Consider the following 21,337-nt stretch of genomic DNA (forward strand, 5'->3'; position numbering starts at 1 on the left):
GACACCGCCGTCCGGGGGTTCGGGCCGTTTGCGGACCGAATCTGGCTCTTCCGCGGGGACAGCTATGTGCGCTACTTCGAAAAGGCCAATGCGCGCGACGAGACGAGCGAGGACCTGAAGATCGAGGGAAACTGGAAGGGTTTCCCGGTCAATTTCACGACGGGCGTCGACGCCACCGCGACCGGCCTGGTCGCCCCCTTCGAGGGGCAGCTGTGGTTCTTCTCGGGGAGCCAGTATCTACGCTACGACCCTGCTCGGGACAAGATCACCGTCCCGGTGCGGCCGATCGCCGACGGCTGGAACGGCATGCCGGACTCGTTCTCGCAGGGCGTCGATGCCGCGATCCACGGGCTCGGCGCTCACCTCGGGAAGATCTGGTTCTTCCGCGGCAGTGAGTACGTTCGCTACAGCCTTCCGAAGGACGCGGTCGAGTTCGGCCCCGCGCCGATTGTCGAGAACTGGCATGGATGGCCGGAGGCGTTCGCCGACGGGATCGACTTCGCGTTCTACGGCACGGGCGTGCACGCGGAGCACATCTTCTTCTTCCGCGGTGACGAGTTCATCCGCTACAACCTCCCGCTCGACCGCGTCGAGGAGGGGCCGTCGAAGCTCGCCGATCTCTATCCGGTCATGGGTCGATTCATGCCGGTGCCGCAACTGTTTCTCACCGAGGAGTACACCCTCACCACCTTCCACGGCGAGATCGGCAACGGCGGGGTGATCGGCACGCCGACCCAGGTTGGCGGCCATACCAAGACCGAGTTCCAGGTCGTCACCAAGAAGCGGGTATCGGAGAGCGACGCGACCTCGTCGAACATTCTCGAGAGCAGTTCCGAGCGGGTCGCCGACAACTTCTCGAAGGCGGTCCGGGAGGACGAGTCATCCTCCGAGGCACAGGAGAACTACGACTACGGGATGGACGCCTCGTTCCATGGCGAGGCACACGCGACGTCGCTGTTCGGCGGGGAGGTCGACGCCACGCTCCGGGTCAAGGGTGAGTCCCAGGACGTCCGCCGCGGGTTTGCGAAGGCCGTCGGCACCCAATCGCACAAAGAGGCTGCCCGCACGCACGACGAGCACCGCGAACAAGTCAGCGTCCGGGACGCGAGCCAGCAGATCGACGTGTCGACCGAGACAGGCTTCAAGCAGACCGTGGACAACTCGGACAACCCCGATCCGATCAACTTCGTGCTGTTCCAGCTCACGCAGGAATACATCCTCGTGCTCAGCCTGGTCGACGCCAACCTGGTCTTCCGCAACGGCGACGAGCGTGCGGCTCGGTCCGTCCCGATCCGCGAGATGCGATCGCTGCTCGACAGTTGCGTGACCGACACCGCAGTACGGGAGGCGGCCGCCAAGGCTGTCGTCACCGCCCTCACCTCGGTGGTCGACCACGCCGGGGCCACTCGGTCGCTGCTTGCTGCGGGCTCGACGTCCACGGCTGCGTTCGTCGACCCGTCGCTGAGTACGTCGTTCCCGCTCATCAACAGCGAAGGCAAGGTCGTGCGGCAGATCGTTGTGCCAGGCATCGTCATCGATGTCGACCGCCCGGTCGTACTGACGCCTAATACAGCGTTGGCCACCCTGCACGGAACCGGCTGAGGCGGACGGAGCACGTTATGGGAGCACTCCCGGATTCGCCGCGCGGTTGCATTCGCAACCCCAACAACACAGACAAGGTGTACTTCTTCTCCGGCGACCGATACTGGCGCTACGACCTCGGCAAGGACTATGGCGAAGCCGGGTATCCGCTTTCGATGGATCTGTGGCATGTCACGGGTGGTTTCGCAGCCGGCGTGGATGCAGCACTCGACGGCCAAGCGGCTTTCACCGGTAAGTCGTACTTCTTCAAGAATGACCAGTACGTGCGCTACGACTGGCGTACGGACACCATCGACCGCGGGCCGAACTCGATCGCCAAAGGCTGGGGCCTCCCGGAGCCTTTCGCCAGCGGTGTGGACGTCGCGTTCAACGGACTCGGCGCCTTCAAGAACAAGGCGTACTTCTTCAAGGACGACATCTACGCCCGGGTCGACTGGACCTCTCTCGGTGTCGATCAGGAGATCAAGCCCATTTCAGCGTGGAGCCTCGGGGACGGCTTTACCAGCGGCCTGACTGCGTGTTGTGACGCGCCGAAAGTCGTCGGCCACGACAAGGCGTACTTCTTCAAAGGCGACCAGTACGTGCGCTACGACTGGACCAACGACCGCGCGGACGAGGGCTATCCGTTGCCGACCAGCGCCGGCTGGCCGACCGGTCTCGCCGTCTGGGCCGAGCACAAGCGTGCACCGCTCTTGGTCTGCAGCGACGCCCGCCTCGAAGCGGGAGCCAACCGGGTGATCGCCTACCCTGGTGGCACATCGCGTGGCCAAGCCGGCTGGCAGCTGGGCATGAAATTCAGCACCCTTCAGGGGCTGGCGGACGCGCTCGAGCGGGCGGTCATCCCAGACTTCTACGGTGACGACGGCGCCGGATCGGCCACCATCGGGGCCGGCTCGATCACCCGCCTCGCGATCAACGCCCACGGATTGCCAGGGCAACTCGACGTCAGCAACGAAGTCTTCGACGGAAAGCAACTGTCGTCGTTCACCCTGCTCGAGTTGACGCCTCAGCTCGTGCGTATCGCCCGCATGCTCGAGCCCGGCGCACCGATAATCCTGCTCGGCTGCAACGCCGGACGTGGTGACTCCGGTGACAACCTCATCGAGCCGCTGTCCGCGATCTGGGCCGGCCACCCCGTCACGGCGTTCACGACGATCGGGTACTCCGAGAGCGGCAAGCAGCGGCGCCCTGAAGCCTGCGACAACCCGGGCATGCGGGTCACTGACGAGACGGACGTCTTCAGCTCCGACCCGTTCAAGGAGCAGCAGCTGGAGGACGAGCACTTCAGCCCGATCTGGGAGAACCTCAACGCACTCCCCTGGGGCCACGACAACCTCCAACGCCACCGCAAAACCGCCCTCAACGGCCAACTCGTCTTCTTCGACGCCGACGACTGACCGGGGCCGGCGTGCGGTAGAAGCGCCGCCCTTCGTTCCTGGCGCCGGCGTCCGGGCGGGTGGGTCGGGTACGCCGAGCGGGCTGTACCGGCGAGCGTGGTCTTCCCGATCATGGATGAGGTCGAGACCCGGCGGGCGGGTGCTGGCCGTGGCGGCGACCGGAATCGTCGGCAGCTGACCGGTTCCGTTGCTCACGGCAACCAATGTGACGATGGCCGCCGGGCGGCGCTTCCTCGGGTACGGCGCGCAGCCTTCAGCCGGATCCGGCTGATTGGCGGGAGCTCCCCGGAGGGGCGCTGGACGTACTCGCACGCGAACTCGCACAACCATCGGCAAGACGCTGCTCTGCCCTGATCAGAGCTCGCGCGACTTGCCGTGACGCCTCGGATCGGTGTGGGTGGCAACCGTCGATTCCTCGGCTGGCTTGGCGGGCCTGGTGGCACCAGCGGCGTCGGCGACCGCCGGCGACTCCCGGGTCCCCAACGCGGCCTGGAAATCCCGCGCGGTCCGCTCGTCGGCCGGTTCCGGGTTCGTGGCCAGCAGTTGCCGGCGGAGCTCGGTGGCCGTCTCGCCGCTGATCACGAGACCGGACGGCAAACGTACGGCGTCCTTGAACGTTGCCGACGTGAGGAGCTCGACGTCCGCGTCCGCCAGCTGCGCCGATTCGACGTCTTCCCGATCCGGTGGATCCCCGAAGGGGAAGTCGCCGTTCTCAGCCAGGAGCCTGTCCGCCGCGATCTGGTTTCGTCGCTCTTGGTGGTGTTCCGGCTTGAGGACGGCGTCGAACTCGGGGTCCGAGAAGACCGCGACCATGCGGTGCCGCCGCTCCGGGACCGTGGTGAGTGGGGGATCGAGCTTCGCCGGTCCTTCGGGCGTGTCGATCTCTTTCGGCAGGGCGTCCTCGTAGCGCAGGACCGTGACCGGGAGGGGGTACTCGTCGTCGTCCGGTGCCCGGACAACCTCGGTGTTCCGATCCGTGACGACGATACTCGGACTCGTGTGATCCAGAGTTACCGTGCCACCGCGCTGATAGCCGGAGCTCACCTGCTTGAACGGATAGTTGTGGTAGTGCGTCGGTTCGCCACCGCTCGCGATGTAGCGGCCGAGCCATTCGACGTACTTGGGTAGCACCAGGGCCGGGTCGGTGAGCAGGACCTCGCGTGGGTTGCGGCGCCACCAACGATCGGCCATGACCGGAGGCTAATCGCGCCTCGGGTCATGGCTCGGTGGGTGCATCACTCGATACGGTGACCCGCCACGGCCGCGACCGCGGCGCCCGCCAACGGGAGCAGGGCGATCGGCAGCAGCGCGTGCGGCACGCCCAGCGGCAGCGACAGCGCCCCGGCCACCGCGGAACCGATGGCGCCGCCGGTGACGTGGGTCAGCTGCAGCAGACCGGTCGCCGCGCCGCGCAGCCCGGGTGGCGCGGTCGCCGATACCTTGGCGATCAGCAGGGCCTGCGAGATGCCGAACGCGACGAGCCCGACCGCCACCGCGGTGATGGTCGCCGCGACGGCGCCGGCCGTGAGCGCCGTGCCCACCAGTGCGGCGGCGAACAGCACACCGACAAGAGTCAGCAGCCGGTAGCCGCCCAGCTTGGCGCTCATCCGGCCGGCGAGCCGGGACAGCGCCGCGCCGAGCACCGCGGGCGGCAGCAGCGCCAGGCCGGTGACCAGCACGGTCCACCCGTGGCCGCGCACGAGGATCTGCGGCGCGGCGAAGAGGATCGCGTACAGGCCGCCGAACGCGCCGAAGCCGATCAGCGCGGCGGCGCGGAACGCCGGCACGGCGACGACTTCCCGCGGCACGAAACCCGCCGGCCGGTTGCGCATCCACAGTGCGAGCCCAGCCGCGGCGAGTACGGCGACCACCGCAGTCGCGACCACCACGGCCGCGGGCAGCGCCAGGGTCTTGGCCTGGATCAGCACCAGGACCCCGGCGGCGGTAACCACCAGCAGGCCCGCGCCGAGGATGTCGACCGGCTTGCCGGACCGCTCGGAGCGCGCGGCGGCAAGCCGCAGGCACACGAGGACGCCGACCAGCGACAGCGCGGGCAGTACCAGGGTCAGCCGCCACCACAGCGCGGAGGTCACCAGGCCGCCGACGATCGTTCCGCTGCCGACGAAGGCCGACATCGTCGCCGCCATCGTCGCCAGCACCGCGCCGCGGTCGGACTCCGGCCACGTCGCGCCCAGGAACAACGCGGAGGCGGTCATCGCGCCCGCGCCGCTGCCCAGCACCAGTCGGCCGGCGATCAGTACGCCGACGTCGGGCGCGAGCAAGCAGGTCAGGACGCCGACGACGAGCAGCGCGGCGCCGATGACCAGGGTGCGCGGCACACCGCGCGCGTCGGACAGCCTGCCGAACAGCGCCGTACAGGTGCCCTGGGTGAGGGCGTAGGCGGCGAGCAGCCAGGCCGTTGCCGACGGGTCCACGTGCAGGGCGGTCGCGGTGTTGGGCAACGCGAGGCTGCCCGCCGAGACGCCGAACACCATGGGCCCGATCAGCAGCCCGAGCCGGACGCCGGTCAGCGCGGCGCTCGGCCGGCGAGCCGGTTCGGTGGTGGTGCGGTTCGCGGTGGGTTCGGTCCTGGTCATCGTGTCACCGGTCCCGGGTGTCGGTGTGTCTGCGGGGGAATGTTGTGGTTGACCCGGACAGGTTCCCCGGGTCGTGGACGGCCTTGGCCCGGCGCAGCGCGTCGAATGTCGTCGCGTCGTAGGCATCCCGGACCAGCTCGGCAGTGTCCGGTCCGCTGAGGAAGTTGAGGTACCTGCGGCCGGTGCTCCATGGCCGCAGCGCGGCGAACAGCTCCGGACCGATCCCGTCGTCGTCCGGCGGGGACAGCGTCGTCAGGCAGAAGGCGGCGTCGCGGTTGCCGACCGCGTTCGGCCGGCGCGGCGGCCGGCCCAGCGCGCCGCCGAGCTGGCGGATCTCGACCATCGGGTCGCGGCACTCCGACCCGGGGCCGACGAGCGCGAGCAGCGCGTCCAGCGCGCTGTCGTCGAGTTCGCGCAGCATGATGTTGCGCTCGTGGTAGCGACCGGCACGGTGGTGTCCTCGTGGATCCGCGCGACCGCCGAGTAGGGCATCTCGCCGACCGAGTCGATCAGTGCCGGCGCCACCCCGCGCAGCGGGGCGACGAGCCGCTCCCCCTGCTCGGCCGAACCGAGGTGGGCGATCCGTACATGGGCGGTGAGCCTGCCGCGCGGCGGCTCGGGGACGTCGGGCACCGCAGGCAGCCGCAGCAGCGCGATCGAGGACGTCGTCTCGTCGTCGACCTCGTCGGCCCAGCGCCACCACGTCCGCAGCACCTCCGGCGCGTGTTCGCCGGCCAAGTACAGGGCGCCGCCGTACAGCCGCGACACCGGCGCGAGCTCGAACTCCACCGCGGTGACCACGCCGAAGTTGCCCTTGCCGCCGAGCAGCGCCCGGAACAGGTCCGGTTCGCGCAGGTCGGACACCTCGTGCAGGCGCCCGTCCGCGGTGACCACCTCGATTCCGCGCACGTGGTCTGCGGCGTAGCCGTACTTGCGGCCCAGCGGCCCCATGCCGCCGCCGAGCGTGTATCCGACCACGCCCACCAGCGGCGAGGAGCCGTTGAGCGGGGCCAGGCCGAACACCGCCGCCTCGTGGATGACCTGCTCCCAGCGCACGCCCGCCTCGACGCGCGCCAGCCGGGTCTGCGGGTCGACCTGCGCGCCGGTCATCCGGCGGGTGCTGATCAGCAGCGCGCCGTCGGCAGGCAGGCTGACCCCGTGCCCGGTGGCCTGCACGGCCACCGGCAGGTCGTGCGCGGCGGCGTGGCGGACCGCGGCCATGACGTCGGCGACGCCCGTGGCGCCCACGACGACCGCGGGGTGGTGCCGCACCATCAGGTTGAACGTCGCGCACTCGGCCACGTACTCCGGCGAGCCGGGGTACAGGACCGGGCCACGGACCAGCTCGGCAAGCGCCAGGGATCCGGGCGGGCGGGCCGCGGTGTTGGGAACTCGCATCGCATCCTCCTGACGGGGTGGCCGTCACCGTGGTCGACATCCACGATCGCGCCGGACGTGGTCCGGTCCCATCCCGCGACGCGGGGGTTCCCGGGCCCTGGCACCCCCTCGATTGAGGGAGGGCGCGCGCACCGCCGCCGCGGGATACTTGAGTCATACGGCGTACCGCGAACACTTGAGTGACACGGCGTACCGCGAACAATCGTGGGCCATCGAGAGAGGCGAGGTGCGGCATGGGCAGGTCGACGGCGTCACACCGGCTGCGGGCCAGAGAGGAGCTGCTGGCCGGGGCCGACCGGGCCGGTGACGTCCTCGACCTGTTCGCCGAGGTGTCGCCCCGGCTGCGCCAGGTGGTGCCGTTCGCGGCCGCCGTCTGGCGGGCCACCGATCCGATGACCGGCCTGATGACCGCGCCCATCCGGGTGGAGAACCTCGACGAGGACGGCTGCGCGGTGTTCTGGGAGAGCGAACTGCTCTCCGAGAGCGTCAACCCGTTCCACGAGGTGGCCCGGATGCCGGTGTCGGCGGCCGGCCTGCGGGAGACCACCGGCGACCTGCCCGGTCGCAGCGCGCTCTACCGGCAGTACCTGCGTCCGCGTGGCTTCGACGACGAGCTGCGGAGCGTCCTGCGCACCGCCGCCGGCCACACGTGGGGCACGGTGAGCCTGTTCCGCGAGCAGGGCCAGATGCCGTTCACGCCGGCCGACATCGAGTTCCTGGCCGGCCTGTCGACGCCGCTGGCGCACCGCCTGCGGTCCTATGCCCAGCCGGTCCCCGCGGTTCCGACCGACGTCGTGCCCGGCCCCGGCCTGCTGCTGTTCGACCCGGAGGGCGCATTGCTGTCGGTCAACGACGAGGCCCGCCACCACCTCGCTCAGATCGCGGACGGGCCCGGGGTGCCGACCCGGCTGGGGCTGCGGCTGCCCGCGTGGGTCCACGGGGTCGTGGTACGCGCCCGCGCGATCGCCGAGGGCCGGGACCGCGGCAGCGCGCGGGTACGCGTCCGCACCCGCGCCAACACCTGGCTCCAGTGCCACGCCTCGTGCCTGACCAACGCCGACGGCTCGCTGGGGCAGACGGCGATAGTGGTCGACGCGGCCAACCCGTCGGAGGTGGCGCCGATCCTGTTCGCCGCCTACGAGCTGTCCGAGCGGGAGCTGGAGATCACCCAGTTCGTCGAGCGCGGCCTGGGCACCGGCGAGATCGCGGCGAAGCTGTTCCTGTCCCCGCACACCGTCCGCGACCACATCAAGGCGGTGTTCGACAAGACCCGGGTGTCCAGCCGGGGTGAGCTGGTGGCGAAGCTGTTCACCGAGCACTACGAGCCCCTGGGGACCGATCGCGTGATGCGCGTCGACGGGTGATCTCCTCGCCGTCCGCGCACTCGTGCCAGCTCGTTGTTGTCCTCGGAACAACAGTTGGTGGCTCAGAAGCCGATGAGGAACAAGGCCCCGGCTGTTAGGAGGCCGAGTTCTACGAGGGTGGTGAAGCGGTGGTCGGTTAGGTGGGTGGTGAGGTGTTTACCGGTCCAGGTGCCTAGGAGGGTGGCTGGGGTTAGGGCGAGGGCGTAGGTGAGGGTTTGGTGGGTGATGAGGTTGCCGGCGCCGTATGTCGTGAGTTTGGTGAGGTGCATGATCAGGGCGCTGGTGGCCTCGGTGCCGATGTAGGCGGCTCGGGTCAGGCCGTAGGCGAGGAAGAACGGGGCGGTCAGCGGGCCGACGGATCCGAGGAGGGCTGAGCCTAGGCCGGAGGCTGCGCCGACGGCTGCGAACTGGGGGTCGCTCGGTCGGGGTGCTGACGGGCGGAGCCGGCGCCACACGACTACCGCGATCAGGAAGACGCCCAGCAGTCGTTTTAGGGGAGCTAGTGGTGCGTGGCTGAGCAGGATGCCGCCAGCTACTGCGAAGGGGATGGCTCCTAGGGCGAACCATGCGATGACCCGCCAGCGCAGGTCGTGGCGGTTGAGCCAGGCTCTGGACGCGTTGCTCGACAGTTGGGTCAGGGTCAGCATTGGTACGGCGACTCGTAGCCCGAAGAGCGCGGTGAATACCGGCAACAGCAACACCCCGCCGCCGAATCCCGCCACTGCGGACAGCAAGGCCAAGCTGAAGGCGGCCGCGGACGCGATCAGCAGGGTCAGGATGTCCACTGTTCAGAGGGTAGTGAGGAGGAGTTGGCCGCCTTCGAAGACGCCGCCGTCGATGGCGGTGGCGCGGTTGTCCGCGTACCGGAAAGGGCGGTTGGCGGGCACGGGCGTGTGGCCGTGGATCAGGTGGTCGGCGGCATACGAACCGAGGACGCGGTCGAGCCTGGCGTCGTCCTGGAAGGCGTGACGTGAGCTGAGAACATCGCAGAGACGGACCCAGTCGTCGAGGTTCGCGGAGCCGAGCACCCGAGCGGTCTCGGCGTTCACGGTGTCGACGGTTGCACCGAGTTCCAGGTAGCGGTCGGTGTCGGAGTGCATCAGCAGCGTTTCGCCGTGGCGCGACAGGGCGGGCAGACCGCGGAGCCAGTCCAGCTGATCGCGTTGCAGCCCGTCGAGGTCGGTCTGTTGGCCGCCGAAGGCTTGCCACCCGGTGTGCCAGTCGGGGTACGGCGCGAGCGCGGCCACCGGCTCGTACCCGAACCGATGGGCGGCAAGGAACTGCACCTCATGGTTGCCGAGCAAGGCGCCAACCCTGCCTCCCGCCGCAGCGGCGCCGGCCTGGAGGTCGATCACCAGGTCGATCACCGCCAGGCCGTCAGGGCCCCGATCGACGTAGTCGCCCAGGAACCAGAGCGTGGATCGGCCACCTGTCCATCGGCCGGCGGAGTCGGTCAGACCAGTTGCCGATAGCACCGATCTCAGCTCGTCGACGTGACCGTGCACATCGGAAACGGCGTACGCCACAGACGTCACTCCAGATCAGCTCGGCGGTAGCAAGACCGAATCATGGTCGGCCCGGCGGCACCCCGGAGCCATCGATGAAGCCAGGTGCTTCATCCGAACGCAGCATCTCGTCGGCGAGAGCGGTACGCCGGTACGCCACCGACCGCCCGACCCGCGACGACTGCAGAAGACCGACGTCCCGCAGCGCCCGGAGATGCTGGTTGACGGCGGAGACGCTGACCCCGAGACGGAGCGCGAGCTCGCTGGAGCTGGCCGGCTCCGCGAGCCGAATGAGCAGCCCGGCCCGGGTCTCGCCGAGTACGTTGGCCAGCGCCCGCGGAGGAGCCGGCGAACCGTCCTCCCAGAGCGTCGCGACGCCACGCGCGCCGTAGATGATCAGCGGGGGACCGGCGGGATCCGCGGGTACGGCGGTGTGCAGGGCGAACGCGCTCGGCATCAGCGTGAGCCCCGTGCCGGCGGTGGAGACGTGACGGGGCAGGGCGCCGGGGATCGTGATGCGGACCAGCGGAGGCTCGAATGTCAGGCGGTCCGAGAGGCCCGCGAACATCGTCGCCAAACCGTGCGTCACGCAGACTCGGCTGCGGTAGGCGATGTCCGCGTCGAGCACTGCCCTGAGCTGCTGCCAGTGCGGCTCGATCGCGGCCGCCCAGTAGTGCCGCAGCCCCGACAACAGCCGCCCCAACGGAGCGCCGACCGGGTTCGCAATCGCGGCCAGGTCCGCTTCGACCTGCGAAGGCGCAGTGCCGGCGACCAGCGCGAGCTCCTCGTCGAACGACGGGTGTTGCGTCCGCGGGACCGGGCTGAGGAAGTCGGGCGACCAGCCGCGATCGTTCAACGACGACATCAGGAGGCCGAAGTGCGGCAGCCGGTCCAGGTCGGGAAGCTGCCGGAGCCAGCGCCGGTGGAACGGGTACCGCGCCGGGTTCTGCAGGACGCGCAGGCTGAGCACGGTCTCGTTCAACGGCGACACCGCGAACCGGACCGCGGCCAGATCCGCCGCACTCAGCTGGTACTCGATCATCCCGCCCATCATGCCGCCCGACCGGGTGAGGATCGTTCAGTTGTTAGCGTGTCCAGAAACTGCCCGGAGGATCGGCTGCGGCTCGCCGGCCAGGTCGCCGTGATCGGGTTACGCACCTTTAGCCCTTTCTGGCAATGGCTTTCCCGTGGGTCGAAGCGGCGGACGTTACGAGACCGTGACACCACGATGTCCTGCCGATGTCTTGACCGGCTCCAGTCTCGACGCCAATATGTGAGCGCTAACAATCGACGTGCCCGGAGGGAAGAGGTCTGTGAAGAAGAGGTTTGTGGCCACTGTGAGTGGCGCCCTACTGGTGCTCGGCCTCGCGGCCTGCGGCGGGCAAGGGGCGGGCGGAACCACCGATACCGCGAGTCAGAAGCCCGCGGATCTGACGATCGGCGTCTCGATGCCGACGCAGACGTCGGAGCGCTGGATCGCGGACGGCAAGGCCGTCAAGGAGAAGCTGGAGGCGAAGGGGTACAAGGTCGACCTGCAGTACGCCGGCGACGACATCCCGACCCAGTCCCAGCAGGTCGACCAGATGATCACCCAGGGCGCCGACGTGCTGATCATCGCGGCCATCGACGGCACCGCGCTCAGCGGCCAGCTGCAGGCGGCGGCCGACAAGAAGATCCCGGTGATCGCTTACGACCGGTTGATCCGCGGCAGCAAGAACGTCGACTTCTACGTCAGCTTCGACAACTACAAGGTCGGGGTCGCCCAGGCCAAGGCGCTGCTGCGCGGGCTGGGCCTGGAGAACCCGGACGGCTCGAAGGGTGCCAAGACCGGACCGTTCAACATCGAGCTCTTCGCCGGCTCGCTGGACGACAACAACACCCACTTCTTCTTCACCGGCGCGATGGACACGCTGAAGCCGTACGTCGACAGCGGCAAGCTGGTGGTCAAGTCGAAGCAGACCAAGATGGAGCAGGTCGCGACCCTGCGCTGGCTGCAGGAGACGGCGCAGAAGCGGATGGAGGACCTGCTCACCTCGAGCTACAACGACGGCAGCAAGGTCGACGGCGTGCTCTCGCCGTACGACGGCATCTCGCGCGGCATCATCACCGCGTTGCAGAACGCGGGCTACGGTACGGCGGCCAAGCCGATGCCGGTGATCACCGGTCAGGACGCGGAGATCGCTTCGGTCAAGCTGATCAACACCGGCGTCCAGAGCTCGACGATCTTCAAGGACACCCGGCTGCTGGCCGCCCAGGCCGTCAACGCGTCGGTGGCGTTCCTGGAGAAGAAGCAGCCGGAGTCGAACGACACCAAGTCGTACGACAACGGTGTGAAGGTCGTCCCGGCGTACCTGTTGCCGATCCAGACCGTCTTCAAGACCGACATCCAGAAGCAGCTCGTCGACACCGGCTACTACACGGCCGCCGAGGTCGCCGCCGGTCAGGCGAAGTGACCGACGGGCCGGGCCCGGCGGCGACCGGGCCCGGCCCCAGCTGAAGGAGGAGGAATGAACGACGTACTGCTCGAGATGCGCGGCATCACGAAGACCTTTCCCGGTGTCAAGGCACTCGAGGACGTCTCGCTGGTCGTCCGGCGTGGAGAGATCCACGCGATCTGCGGTGAGAACGGGGCCGGCAAGTCGACCCTGATGAAGGTGCTGTCCGGCGTCTACCCGACCGGGAGCTACGACGGCGAGATCAGCTTCGACGGCAAACCGGTGCACTTCGCCGGCATCCGGGACAGCGAGGACGTCGGCATCGTCATCATCCACCAGGAGCTCGCGCTGGTGCCGTACCTGTCGATCGCGGAGAACATCTTCCTCGGCAACGAGCGCCGCGGGCGCGGCGGGCTGATCGACTGGAACCGGACCAATGCCGAGGCCCGCGAGCTGCTGCGCTCGGTTGGCCTCGACGAGAGCCCGGTCGCGCCGGTGATCCAGCTCGGGGTCGGCAAGCAGCAGCTGGTCGAGATCGCGAAGGCTTTGTCGAAGGACGTCCGGCTGCTCATTCTGGACGAGCCGACCGCCGCCCTGAACGACGTCGACTCGGCCCACCTCCTCGACCTGCTCAGGAGGCTCCGGGACCGCGGCATCACCTGCATCATGATCTCCCACAAGCTGAGCGAGATCACCGCGGTCGCGGACTCCACCACGGTGATCCGCGACGGCCGTACGGTCGAGACGCTCGACATGCGGTCGGGCGAGGTCACCCAGGAGCGCATCATCCGCGGCATGGTCGGCCGCGATCTCGACAGCTTCTACCCGGACCGGCACTCCGAGCCCGGGCCCGAGGTACTGCGGATCGAGGACTGGACGGTGTGGCACCCGGTCCAGCCCCGCAAGGTCGTCGACGGCGCGTCCCTGAACGTGCGGGCCGGTGAGGTCGTCGGCATCGCCGGGCTGATGGGCGCGGGCCGCACCGAGCTCGCGATGAGCGTCTTCGGGCGCTCGTACGGGCGCAACGTCAGCGGCCGGCTGTACGTGCACGGCAAGCAGGTCCGGGCCCGCAGCGTGGCCGAAGCGATCGCCAACGGCATCGCCTACGCGACCGAGGACCGCAAACGGTACGGCCTGAACCTGATCGCCGACGTCCGCGCCAACATCTCCGCGGCCGCGCTCGGCAAGCTGGCCCGGGCCGGCTGGGTCAACGGCAACGAGGAGATCAAGGTCGCCGAGCAGGGCCGGCGGGACATGAACATCAAGACCCGCACCGTGCTGGACACCGTCGGCACCCTGTCCGGCGGCAATCAGCAGAAGGTCGTGCTCTCCAAGTGGCTGTTCACGGATCCGGACGTGCTGATCCTGGACGAGCCCACCCGGGGGATCGACGTCGGGGCCAAGTTCGAGATCTACACGATCGTCAACCGGCTCGTGGCCGAGGGGAAGGCGGTCGTCATCATCTCCTCGGAGCTCCCCGAACTGCTCGGGATGTGCGACCGGATCTACACCCTGTCGGCGGGCCGGATCACCGGTGAGCTGCCGGTGGGCCAGGCAACGCAGGAGAACCTGATGCTGCTCATGACGAAGGAGAAGGAGCTCGCCGGATGACCAGCACCAAACCGTCCGCACCCACGGACCAGGCGCCGGCCGAGAGCGCCTCCGCCGCCGCGCTGCACGTAGGGACCAGCGATCCGCTCACCCTGATCATGCGCAACCTGCGGCAGAGCGGCATCTACATCGCGTTCGTGGTGATCGTGGCGCTGTTCGCGTCGCTCACCCACGGCGTACTGCTCAGCCCGGGCAACATCACCAACATCGTGCTCCAGTACTCCTACATCCTGGTGCTGGCGATCGGCATGGTGATCCTGATCATCGCCGGCCACATCGACCTGTCGGTCGGGTCGATCGTGGCGCTGACCGGCGCGGTCTCGGCGGTGCTCGTCATCCAGCACGGCCAGCCGTGGTGGATCGGCATGATTGCCGCCGTCGCGGTCGGCACCGCGGTCGGCGCCTGGCACGGCTTCTGGGTCGCGTACGTCGGTATGCCCGCGTTCATCGTGACGCTGGCGGGCATGCTGCTGTTCCGCGGTCTGACGCTGCAGGTGCTGGACAACGTGTCGCTGTCGCCGTTCCCGGCGGAGTACCAGAAGGTCGCCAGCGGCTTCCTGAACGGCCTGATGGGTGGACAGGGGTACGACGCATTCACGCTGCTCATTGCCGCGATCGCGGTCGCCGGGTACGCCTTCGGCGTGTTCCGCACCCGGTTGGCGCGGATCCGGTACGAGCAGCCGGTCGAGTCGTTCCCGCTGTTCGTCACCCGCGTGCTGGTGGTCGCCGCGATCGTCATGTACTTCGCCTGGCAGCTTGCCCACGCTCGCGGACTGCCGATCGTCCTGATCATCCTGGCGGTGCTCGTGATCGCCTACGGACTGATGACGAAGAACACCGTCTTCGGACGCCAGGTCTACGCGATCGGCGGCAACCTGTCGGCCGCGATGCTGTCCGGGGTCAAGGTCCGCAAGGTCAACTTCTGGATCTTCGTCAACATGGGCTTCCTGGCCGGGATCGCCGGCGTCATCTACTCGTCCCGGTCCAATGGCGCCCAGCCGGCGGCCGGCAACATGTTCGAGCTCGACGCGATCGCGGCGGCGTTCATCGGCGGCGCGGCCGTCGCGGGTGGCGTCGGCACGGTGGTCGGGGCGATGGTCGGCGGTCTGATCATGGCGGTGATGAGCAACGGTATGCAGCTGATGGGTGTCGACCAGTCGACCCAGTCCGTCGTCAAGGGCCTGGTCCTGCTGCTGGCCGTTGCCTTCGACATCTACAACAAGCGCCGCGCCGGCGCCAGCCGCTGAGGACCGTGGACAGCTCCGGGACGCCAGCAGATCCCGGGGCCACCCGGTCCCTCGGGATGGCCGACGTCGCCGCTCACGCCGGCGTGTCGCACCAGACCGTTTCGAGGGTGGTGAACGGGCATGCGAACGTCGCCGCGGCGACCCGCAAACGGGTGCTGGAGGCGATCGCCGAGCTCGGCTACCGGCCGAACAGCGCGGCGCGCGCCCTGGTCACCGGGTCGTCCCGCACGATCGGCCTCGCGATCGCCAACGTCAGCCAGTACGGGCCTGCCCAGACCCTGCTCGGGCTGGAGCACGCCGCGCGCGAGGCCGGTTACTTCCTGACCGTCTCCGTGCTTGACGACGACAGCGCCGGCTGCCTGATCGAGGCGGTCGACCGGCTGGCGACGCAGTCCGTCGACGCGGTCGTTGCGCTGAGCACCTATGAGGGTGCGGTCCGCGCGTTGCCCGAAACGAGTCCGCGGGTGCCGCTGATCGCCGTACAGGCGGAGCGGGCCGGGCAGGACCTGGCGGTCTGGGTCGACCAGGAGGCCGGCGCGGCGCTGGCCACCCGGCACCTGCTCGGTCTCGGTCATCGCACGGTTCATCATGTCCGCGGACCGGCCAACGCCCTCGAGGCGGATGCCCGGGAGCGCCGCTGGCGGAAGGAGCTCGAGGCAGTCGGCGCCCCGGTCCCGTCCGTACTGCACGGCGACTGGTGGCCACCGGCCGGCTACCTCGCCGGCCGTGAGCTGATCGCACGCCGGCGTGGCGGCGAGGAGGTTACGGCCGTCTTCGTTGCCAACGACCAGATGGCGCTAGGCCTGCTCAGTGCGCTCCACGAAGGCGGGATCCGGGTGCCCGAGGACATCAGCGTGGTCGGGTTCGACGATGTCCCGGAAGCGCCGTACTACGCACCGCCGCTGACCACCGTCCGGCAGGACTTCGCCGAACTGGGCCGGCGCGTCATCCAGTCCGTTCTCGCGCGCCTCAGCGGTACGCCGCTGCAGCCACGGCCGGTGCAGCCGCGTCTGATGGTCCGCGGTACGACAGCCGCGCCTCGCCCGGAGAGGCAGCCGAAACCGCGTCCGGCGGCTCCGAAACCTACTATTTCCCCATGGTGAGAGCGGGCGACGGTATTGGGCGAGCTCCGAGTATGACGGATGTGGCTGCCGCCGCCGGTGTCTCGCACCAGACGGTGTCACGGGTACTGAACGGCTCGGAGCTGGTGCGGGACGAGACCCGGACCCGGGTGCTGGCCGCGATCGCCGAGCTCGGTTACCGGCGTAACAACGCTGCCCGCCTGCTGGTGACGAACCGCTCGCACCGGATCGGGATGATCTCGGGGAACCTGGTGCTGCACGGACCGAGCATGATCGCGGTGTCGGTGCAGGACGCCGGCCACAAAGCGGGGTACGACGTCTCGCTGGTCGCGGTCGAGGACTTCTCGTCGGAGTCGCTCCGGGCGGCCGTCGACCGCCTGCTCGACGAGGCCGTCGAGGCGATCGTCGTGGCGGTCGCCCACCGGGAGGCGCTCGTGCAGGTCAGGTCGCTCGAGATGCCGGTGCCGTTGGTCGTCGTCCAAGGCGTGAGCGATAGGCAGCGGATGGCGGTGGGCATCGACCAGGAGGTGGGTGCCCGGCTCGCGGTGGAGCATCTGCTGGATCTCGGCCACCGTCATGTTGCCCATGTCACCGGACCGCTCGAATGGGCCGAAGCCAGGCAGCGGCGCGTGGGCTGGCAACGTGCGCACGAGGATCGGCACGTTCTGCCGGGCCCGGAGCTTGCCGGTGACTGGTTGCCCAGGAGCGGCTACGAAGCGGGCCTGCGGATCGCCGAGGACCCGGACGTGACGGCGGTCTTCGTGGCCAACGACGGGATGGCCATGGGGCTGGTGTACGCGTTGCACGAGAAGGGGCGCGACGTGCCCGGCGAGATCAGCGTCGTCGGGTTCGACAACGTGCCGGAGGCGGCGTACCTCTGGCCGGCGCTCACGACCGTCAACCAGGAGTTCTCCCTGCTCGGCCGGCGGGCCGTCGAACTGACCCTGCGGGCGCTGTCCGGAGAGGCCGATCCGTCCACCGAGCTGATCCGTCCCACGCTGGTCGTGCGCGACTCCACAGCCACCCCACAACACTGATCAGTTAGCGTTAACAGGCGCTGTCCGGATCCGGACCGTAGTTCTTGACAACGCAGAATGTTAGCGTTCACACTCTCGTCACTGATGACCCTCATGTCAGCAGAAAGGAACCGTGCATGAGCTCTGAGGAGCGCTACGTCGTCGGAGTCGACTTCGGTACGCTGTCCGGCCGCGCCGTCGTCGTCCGCGTGTCCGACGGAGCCGAGCTCGGTACGGGCGTCCACGAGTACGCGCAGGGCGTGATCGACGACCGGCTGCCGGCGACCGGTCTGCGGTTGCCACCGGACTGGGCGCTGCAGGTCCCCGACGACTACCGCGAGGTACTGCGGACCGCTGTCCCCGCGGCGGTCGCCGCGTCCGGGATCGACCCGGCGCGCGTGATCGGGATCGCGACCGACTTCACCGCCTGCACGATGGTCCCGTGCCTGGCCGACGGTACGCCGCTGAACGAGACCGACGGGTTCGCGGACCGGCCGCACGCGTACGTCAAGCTCTGGAAGCACCACGCCGCACAGCCGCAGGCCGACCGGATCAACGAGCTCGCCCGCGCCCGCGGCGAGGACTGGCTGCCGCGCTACGGCGGGCTGATCTCGTCGGAGTGGGAGTTCGCCAAAGGGCTGCAGCTCTTCGAGGAGGATCGCCCGCTCTACGACCGGATGGAGCACTGGGTCGAGGCGGCGGACTGGATCGTCTGGCAGCTGTCCGGCAAGTACGTGCGCAACGCCTGCACCGCGGGCTACAAGGGCATCCTCCAGGACGGCCGGTACCCGTCGGCGGACTTCCTCGAGCAGCTCGCGCCCGGCTTCGGGCGGTTCGTCACCGACAAGCTGGAACACCCGATCGGTCAGCTCGGCTCGGCGGCCGGCACGTTGACCGCCGAGGCCGCTGCGTGGACGGGTCTGCCGGAAGGTATCGCGGTTGCTGTCGGCAACGTCGACGCGCACGTGACGGCACCGGCGGCGCAAGCGGTGGACGCGGGACAGATGGTCGCCATCATGGGTACGTCGACGTGCCACGTGATGAGTGCGGACACGCTCCGCGAGGTGCCGGGCATGTGCGGTGTGGTGGACGGCGGCATCATCGCGGGCCGGTGGGGCTACGAGGCGGGCCAGAGCGGTGTCGGCGACATCTTCGGCTGGTTCGTCGACAACGCCGTACCGCACTCGTACTACGAAGCTGCTGCTGCCGCGGGCGAGTCGCTGCACGAGCATCTGACGAAACTCGCTGCCGATCAGGCGGTGGCTGAGCACGGGCTGGTCGCGCTCGACTGGCACAGCGGAAACCGGTCGGTGCTCGTGGACCACGAGCTGTCCGGACTCGTCGTGGGCCAGACGCTGGCGACTCGTCCCGAGGACGGCTATCGCGCCTTGCTCGAGGCGACGGCGTTCGGCACCCGCGTCATCGTCGAGACCTTTGCGAGCAGCGGCGTACCGGTGAAGGAGCTGATCATCGCCGGCGGGCTGGCGAAGAACGCCCTGCTGATGCAGATCTACGCCGACGTCACCCGGCTGCCGCTGTCGATCATCGACTCCGAGCAGGGTCCGGCGCTGGGTTCGGCCATCCACGCGGCCGTGGCTGCCGGCGCCTATCCCGACGTACCGGCAGCGGCCAAGAGCATGGGCAAGGTCAGGCGCGGCGTCCATCTCCCGGACGAGGAACGGGCCAAGGCCTACGACCAGCTGTTCGAGCTGTACCTCGAGCTGCACGACCACTTCGGGCGGCACAACCGGTTGATGCGGAAGCTGAAAGCGATCCGCCGTACTGCCGTGGAGTCCAAATGAGCGCCGTCACGGAGGTCGCCGGCACCATCACCCGGCTGCGCGCCGAGGTGTGCCGGCTGCATGCCCACCTGCCGGCCAACGGGCTGGTGGTCTGGACTGCGGGCAACGTCTCCGCCCGGGTCCCCGGACACGACCTGATGGTGATCAAGCCGAGCGGGGTTGGGTACGACGAACTGACTCCCGGCAACATGGTCGTCTGCGATCTCGACGGCAAGGTCGTCGACGGTGAGCACGCGCCGTCCTCGGACACCGAGGCGCAGGCCTATGTGTACCGGGAGATGCCGGACGTCGGCGGCGTCGTACACACGCATTCGCCGTACGCCGTCGCCTGGGCCGCGCGGGCGGAGCCCATCCCTTGTGTCACCACGATGTGCGCCGACGAGTTCGGCGGCCCGATCCCGGTCGGGCCGTTCGCGATCATCGGGGACGACTCGATCGGCCGCGGCATCGTCGAGACGCTCCGCGGCTCGCGCTCGCCGGCGGTGCTGATGCAGAACCACGGCGTGTTCAGCATCGGGCCGACCGCCAAGGCCGCGGTCAAGGCGGCCGTCATGTGCGAGGACGTCGCCCGGACGGTGCACCTCGCCCGGCAGCTCGGCGAGCCGGTCCCGATCGAGCAGGAGTACATCGACCGCCTGTTCGACCGCTACCAGAACGTCTACGGACAACGATGACCACTGCGCCCACCAGTGCGAGGACTGCGCTGACCACAGCGATGACCACTGCCGGACCCGGAAGGACCGCATGACTGTGAACACCACCGAGACCGCTCGCGAGGTCTGGTTCCTGACCGGCAGCCAAGGGCTCTACGGCCCTGGCACGCTAGAGCAGGTCGCCGAACAGTCCCAGGCGGTGGCCAAGCGGCTCGCCGACGCCCGCCTGCCGGTGCAGGTCGTCTGGAAGCCCGTGCTCCTCGACGCGGACGCGATCCGGCGCCAGATGCTGGCGGCGAACAGCGCACCCGAGTGCGTCGGCGTGATCGCCTGGATGCACACCTTCTCGCCGGCGAAGATGTGGATCGCCGGGCTCGACGCGCTCCGCAAACCGTTGCTGCACCTGCACACGCAGGCGAACGTCGCGTTGCCATGGGCAACGATCGACATGGACTTCATGAACCTCAACCAGGCCGCCCACGGCGACCGGGAGTTCGGGTACATCCAGTCCCGGCTGCACGTACCGCGCAAGACCGTCGCCGGACACGTCGAGTCGCCGACCGTCCAGGCGCGGGTCGGGCACTGGGCCCGGGCGGCGCTCGGCGTCGCCGAGCTCCGGTCGCTCCAGGTCGCCCGTTTCGGCGACAACATGCGCGACGTCGCGGTGACCGAGGGCGACAAGGTCGAGGCCCAGCTGCGGTTCGGCGTGTCGGTCAACACGTACAGCGTCAACGAGCTCGTCACCGCGGTAGACGGCGTAGGAGGTGCCGAGATCTCCACCCTGGTGGAGGAGTATGTCGACACCTACACCGTCGCGCCCGAGCTGCTGCCCGGCGGCGACCGGCACGAGTCGCTGCGGTACGGCGCCCAGATCGAGCTGGGCCTCCGCGCGTTCCTGACCGACGGCCGGTTCGGCGCGTTCACCTCCAACTTCGAGGATCTCGGCGGGCTCCGGCAACTGCCCGGCCTGGCCGTGCAGCGACTGATGGCCGACGGCTACGGATTCGGCGGCGAGGGCGACTGGAAGACGTCGGTGCTGCTGCGGGCCGGCAAGGCGATGGCCGGCGGGCTGCCGGGCGGTACCTCGTTCATGGAGGACTACACGTACCACCTGGTGCCGGGCGAGGAGAAGATCCTCGGCGCGCACATGCTCGAGGTGTGCCCGTCGCTGACCTCGGCCCGCCCGTCGCTGGAGATTCATCCGCTGTCGATCGGCGGTCGCGAGGATCCGGTCCGGTTGCGCTTCACCGCCGATCCCGGGCCCGGGATCGTGGTCGGGATCGCCGACCTGGGCGACCGCTTCCGGCTGACGGCCAACGTCGTCCAGGTCGTCGAGCCGGACGAGGCGCTGCCGCGGCTTCCGGTCGCCTGCGCGGTGTGGAAGCCCGAGCCGTCGTTGGCCACCTCGGCCGAGTCGTGGCTGGTCGCCGGCGGACCGCACCACACGGTCCTGTCGACGGCTCTCGACCGCGAGGTGTACGAGGACTTCGCCGACATGCTGTCCGTCGAGCTGGCCGTCATCGACGCGTCGACCACCGTCCGCGAGTTCCAGCGGGAGCTGCACTGGAACGACGTCTACCACCGGATCAGCCGGGCCGGAGCCCGCTGATGCCGGGGCGGTGGATCGC

Annotated in this window: 18 protein-coding genes; 11 read left to right on the forward strand and 7 right to left on the reverse strand. The window is 69.2% G+C overall.

Annotation, left to right across the window (positions count from 1 at the left end; translation table 11 throughout):
- The first annotated feature begins 66 nt into the window (after positions 1-66).
- Together AB0E69_RS34115 and AB0E69_RS34120 are read left to right on the forward strand one after the other, a co-directional pair.
- Positions 67-1,602 (forward strand): hemopexin repeat-containing protein, encoded by a 1,536-nt coding sequence (locus tag AB0E69_RS34115; RefSeq protein WP_360155846.1) that lies wholly within the window; start codon positions 67-69, stop codon positions 1,600-1,602.
- A 17-nt stretch (positions 1,603-1,619) separates the two neighbouring features.
- Complete coding sequence (locus AB0E69_RS34120; RefSeq protein ID WP_360155849.1) at positions 1,620-2,999, forward strand: hemopexin repeat-containing protein; 1,380 nt, start codon at positions 1,620-1,622, stop codon at positions 2,997-2,999.
- 354 nt (positions 3,000-3,353) lie between these two features.
- On the opposite strand, the gene AB0E69_RS34125 is transcribed toward AB0E69_RS34120, so the two are convergent.
- From AB0E69_RS34125 to AB0E69_RS34140, 4 genes are read right to left on the reverse strand one after another with little or no spacing between them, the layout of a single operon-like run.
- Positions 3,354-4,190 (reverse strand): hypothetical protein, encoded by an 837-nt coding sequence (locus AB0E69_RS34125; protein WP_360155852.1) that lies wholly within the window; start codon positions 4,188-4,190, stop codon positions 3,354-3,356.
- A gap of 44 nt (positions 4,191-4,234) precedes the next feature.
- Positions 4,235-5,596 (reverse strand): MFS transporter, encoded by a 1,362-nt coding sequence (locus tag AB0E69_RS34130; protein WP_360155855.1) that lies wholly within the window; start codon positions 5,594-5,596, stop codon positions 4,235-4,237.
- Positions 5,597-5,600: 4 nt separating this feature from the next.
- Positions 5,601-5,939 (reverse strand): hypothetical protein, encoded by a 339-nt coding sequence (locus AB0E69_RS34135; protein WP_360155858.1) that lies wholly within the window; start codon positions 5,937-5,939, stop codon positions 5,601-5,603.
- Positions 5,849-6,994 (reverse strand): FAD-binding oxidoreductase, encoded by a 1,146-nt coding sequence (locus AB0E69_RS34140; RefSeq protein ID WP_360155861.1) that lies wholly within the window; start codon positions 6,992-6,994, stop codon positions 5,849-5,851. The genes AB0E69_RS34135 and AB0E69_RS34140 overlap by 91 nt, the downstream gene beginning before the upstream one ends.
- A 233-nt stretch (positions 6,995-7,227) precedes the next feature.
- On the opposite strand from AB0E69_RS34140, the gene AB0E69_RS34145 reads away from it, so the two are divergent.
- Positions 7,228-8,358, forward strand: coding sequence for a helix-turn-helix transcriptional regulator (locus AB0E69_RS34145; RefSeq protein WP_360155864.1), 1,131 nt, complete (start codon positions 7,228-7,230; stop codon positions 8,356-8,358).
- Positions 8,359-8,420: 62 nt separating this feature from the next.
- Here AB0E69_RS34145 and AB0E69_RS34150 read toward each other — a convergent pair whose 3' ends face one another.
- The 3 genes from AB0E69_RS34150 to AB0E69_RS34160 are packed head-to-tail and all read right to left on the reverse strand — an operon-like array spanning position 8,421 to position 10,905.
- Complete coding sequence (locus AB0E69_RS34150) at positions 8,421-9,143, reverse strand: sulfite exporter TauE/SafE family protein (RefSeq protein WP_360155867.1); 723 nt, start codon at positions 9,141-9,143, stop codon at positions 8,421-8,423.
- A gap of 3 nt (positions 9,144-9,146) precedes the next feature.
- A complete protein-coding gene (locus AB0E69_RS34155) occupies positions 9,147-9,893 on the reverse strand; it encodes a metallophosphoesterase (protein WP_360155870.1) in 747 nt (248 codons plus the stop codon).
- A gap of 31 nt (positions 9,894-9,924) precedes the next feature.
- Positions 9,925-10,905: a helix-turn-helix domain-containing protein gene (locus AB0E69_RS34160; protein WP_360155873.1), complete on the reverse strand. Its 981-nt coding sequence runs from the start codon at positions 10,903-10,905 to the stop codon at positions 9,925-9,927.
- Positions 10,906-11,191: 286 nt separating this feature from the next.
- On the opposite strand from AB0E69_RS34160, the gene chvE reads away from it, so the two are divergent.
- From chvE to araA, 8 genes are all read left to right on the forward strand, one after another.
- Positions 11,192-12,316 carry a multiple monosaccharide ABC transporter substrate-binding protein gene (gene chvE / locus AB0E69_RS34165; protein WP_360155876.1) on the forward strand — a complete coding sequence of 375 codons (1,125 nt, stop codon included), beginning with the start codon at positions 11,192-11,194 and terminating at the stop codon, positions 12,314-12,316.
- Between the two features lie 54 nt (positions 12,317-12,370).
- The gene (gene mmsA / locus AB0E69_RS34170) at positions 12,371-13,909 is read left to right on the forward strand and encodes a multiple monosaccharide ABC transporter ATP-binding protein (protein WP_360155879.1); all 1,539 of its coding nucleotides are present in this window, start codon (positions 12,371-12,373) and stop codon (positions 13,907-13,909) included.
- Positions 13,906-15,156, forward strand: a complete 1,251-nt coding sequence (gene mmsB / locus AB0E69_RS34175) for a multiple monosaccharide ABC transporter permease (RefSeq protein WP_360155882.1) — start codon at positions 13,906-13,908, stop codon at positions 15,154-15,156. Before mmsA ends, mmsB begins: the two co-directional genes overlap by 4 nt.
- Positions 15,157-15,212: 56 nt before the next feature.
- A complete protein-coding gene (locus tag AB0E69_RS34180; protein ID WP_360155885.1) occupies positions 15,213-16,259 on the forward strand; it encodes a LacI family DNA-binding transcriptional regulator in 1,047 nt (348 codons plus the stop codon).
- A 32-nt stretch (positions 16,260-16,291) separates the two neighbouring features.
- Positions 16,292-17,275, forward strand: coding sequence for a LacI family DNA-binding transcriptional regulator (locus tag AB0E69_RS34185; protein WP_360155887.1), 984 nt, complete (start codon positions 16,292-16,294; stop codon positions 17,273-17,275).
- Between the two features lie 116 nt (positions 17,276-17,391).
- Positions 17,392-19,056: a ribulokinase gene (gene araB, locus AB0E69_RS34190; protein ID WP_360155889.1), complete on the forward strand. Its 1,665-nt coding sequence runs from the start codon at positions 17,392-17,394 to the stop codon at positions 19,054-19,056.
- Entirely contained in the window at positions 19,053-19,730 is a 678-nt protein-coding gene (locus AB0E69_RS34195; protein ID WP_360155891.1) for an L-ribulose-5-phosphate 4-epimerase, read from the forward strand. The genes araB and AB0E69_RS34195 overlap by 4 nt, the downstream gene beginning before the upstream one ends.
- A gap of 70 nt (positions 19,731-19,800) precedes the next feature.
- Complete coding sequence (gene araA / locus AB0E69_RS34200) at positions 19,801-21,318, forward strand: L-arabinose isomerase (RefSeq protein ID WP_360155894.1); 1,518 nt, start codon at positions 19,801-19,803, stop codon at positions 21,316-21,318.
- The last annotated feature ends 19 nt before the right edge of the window (positions 21,319-21,337 follow it).

This window comes from Kribbella sp. NPDC026611, assembly GCF_040638345.1.
GTDB lineage: Bacteria > Actinomycetota > Actinomycetes > Propionibacteriales > Kribbellaceae > Kribbella.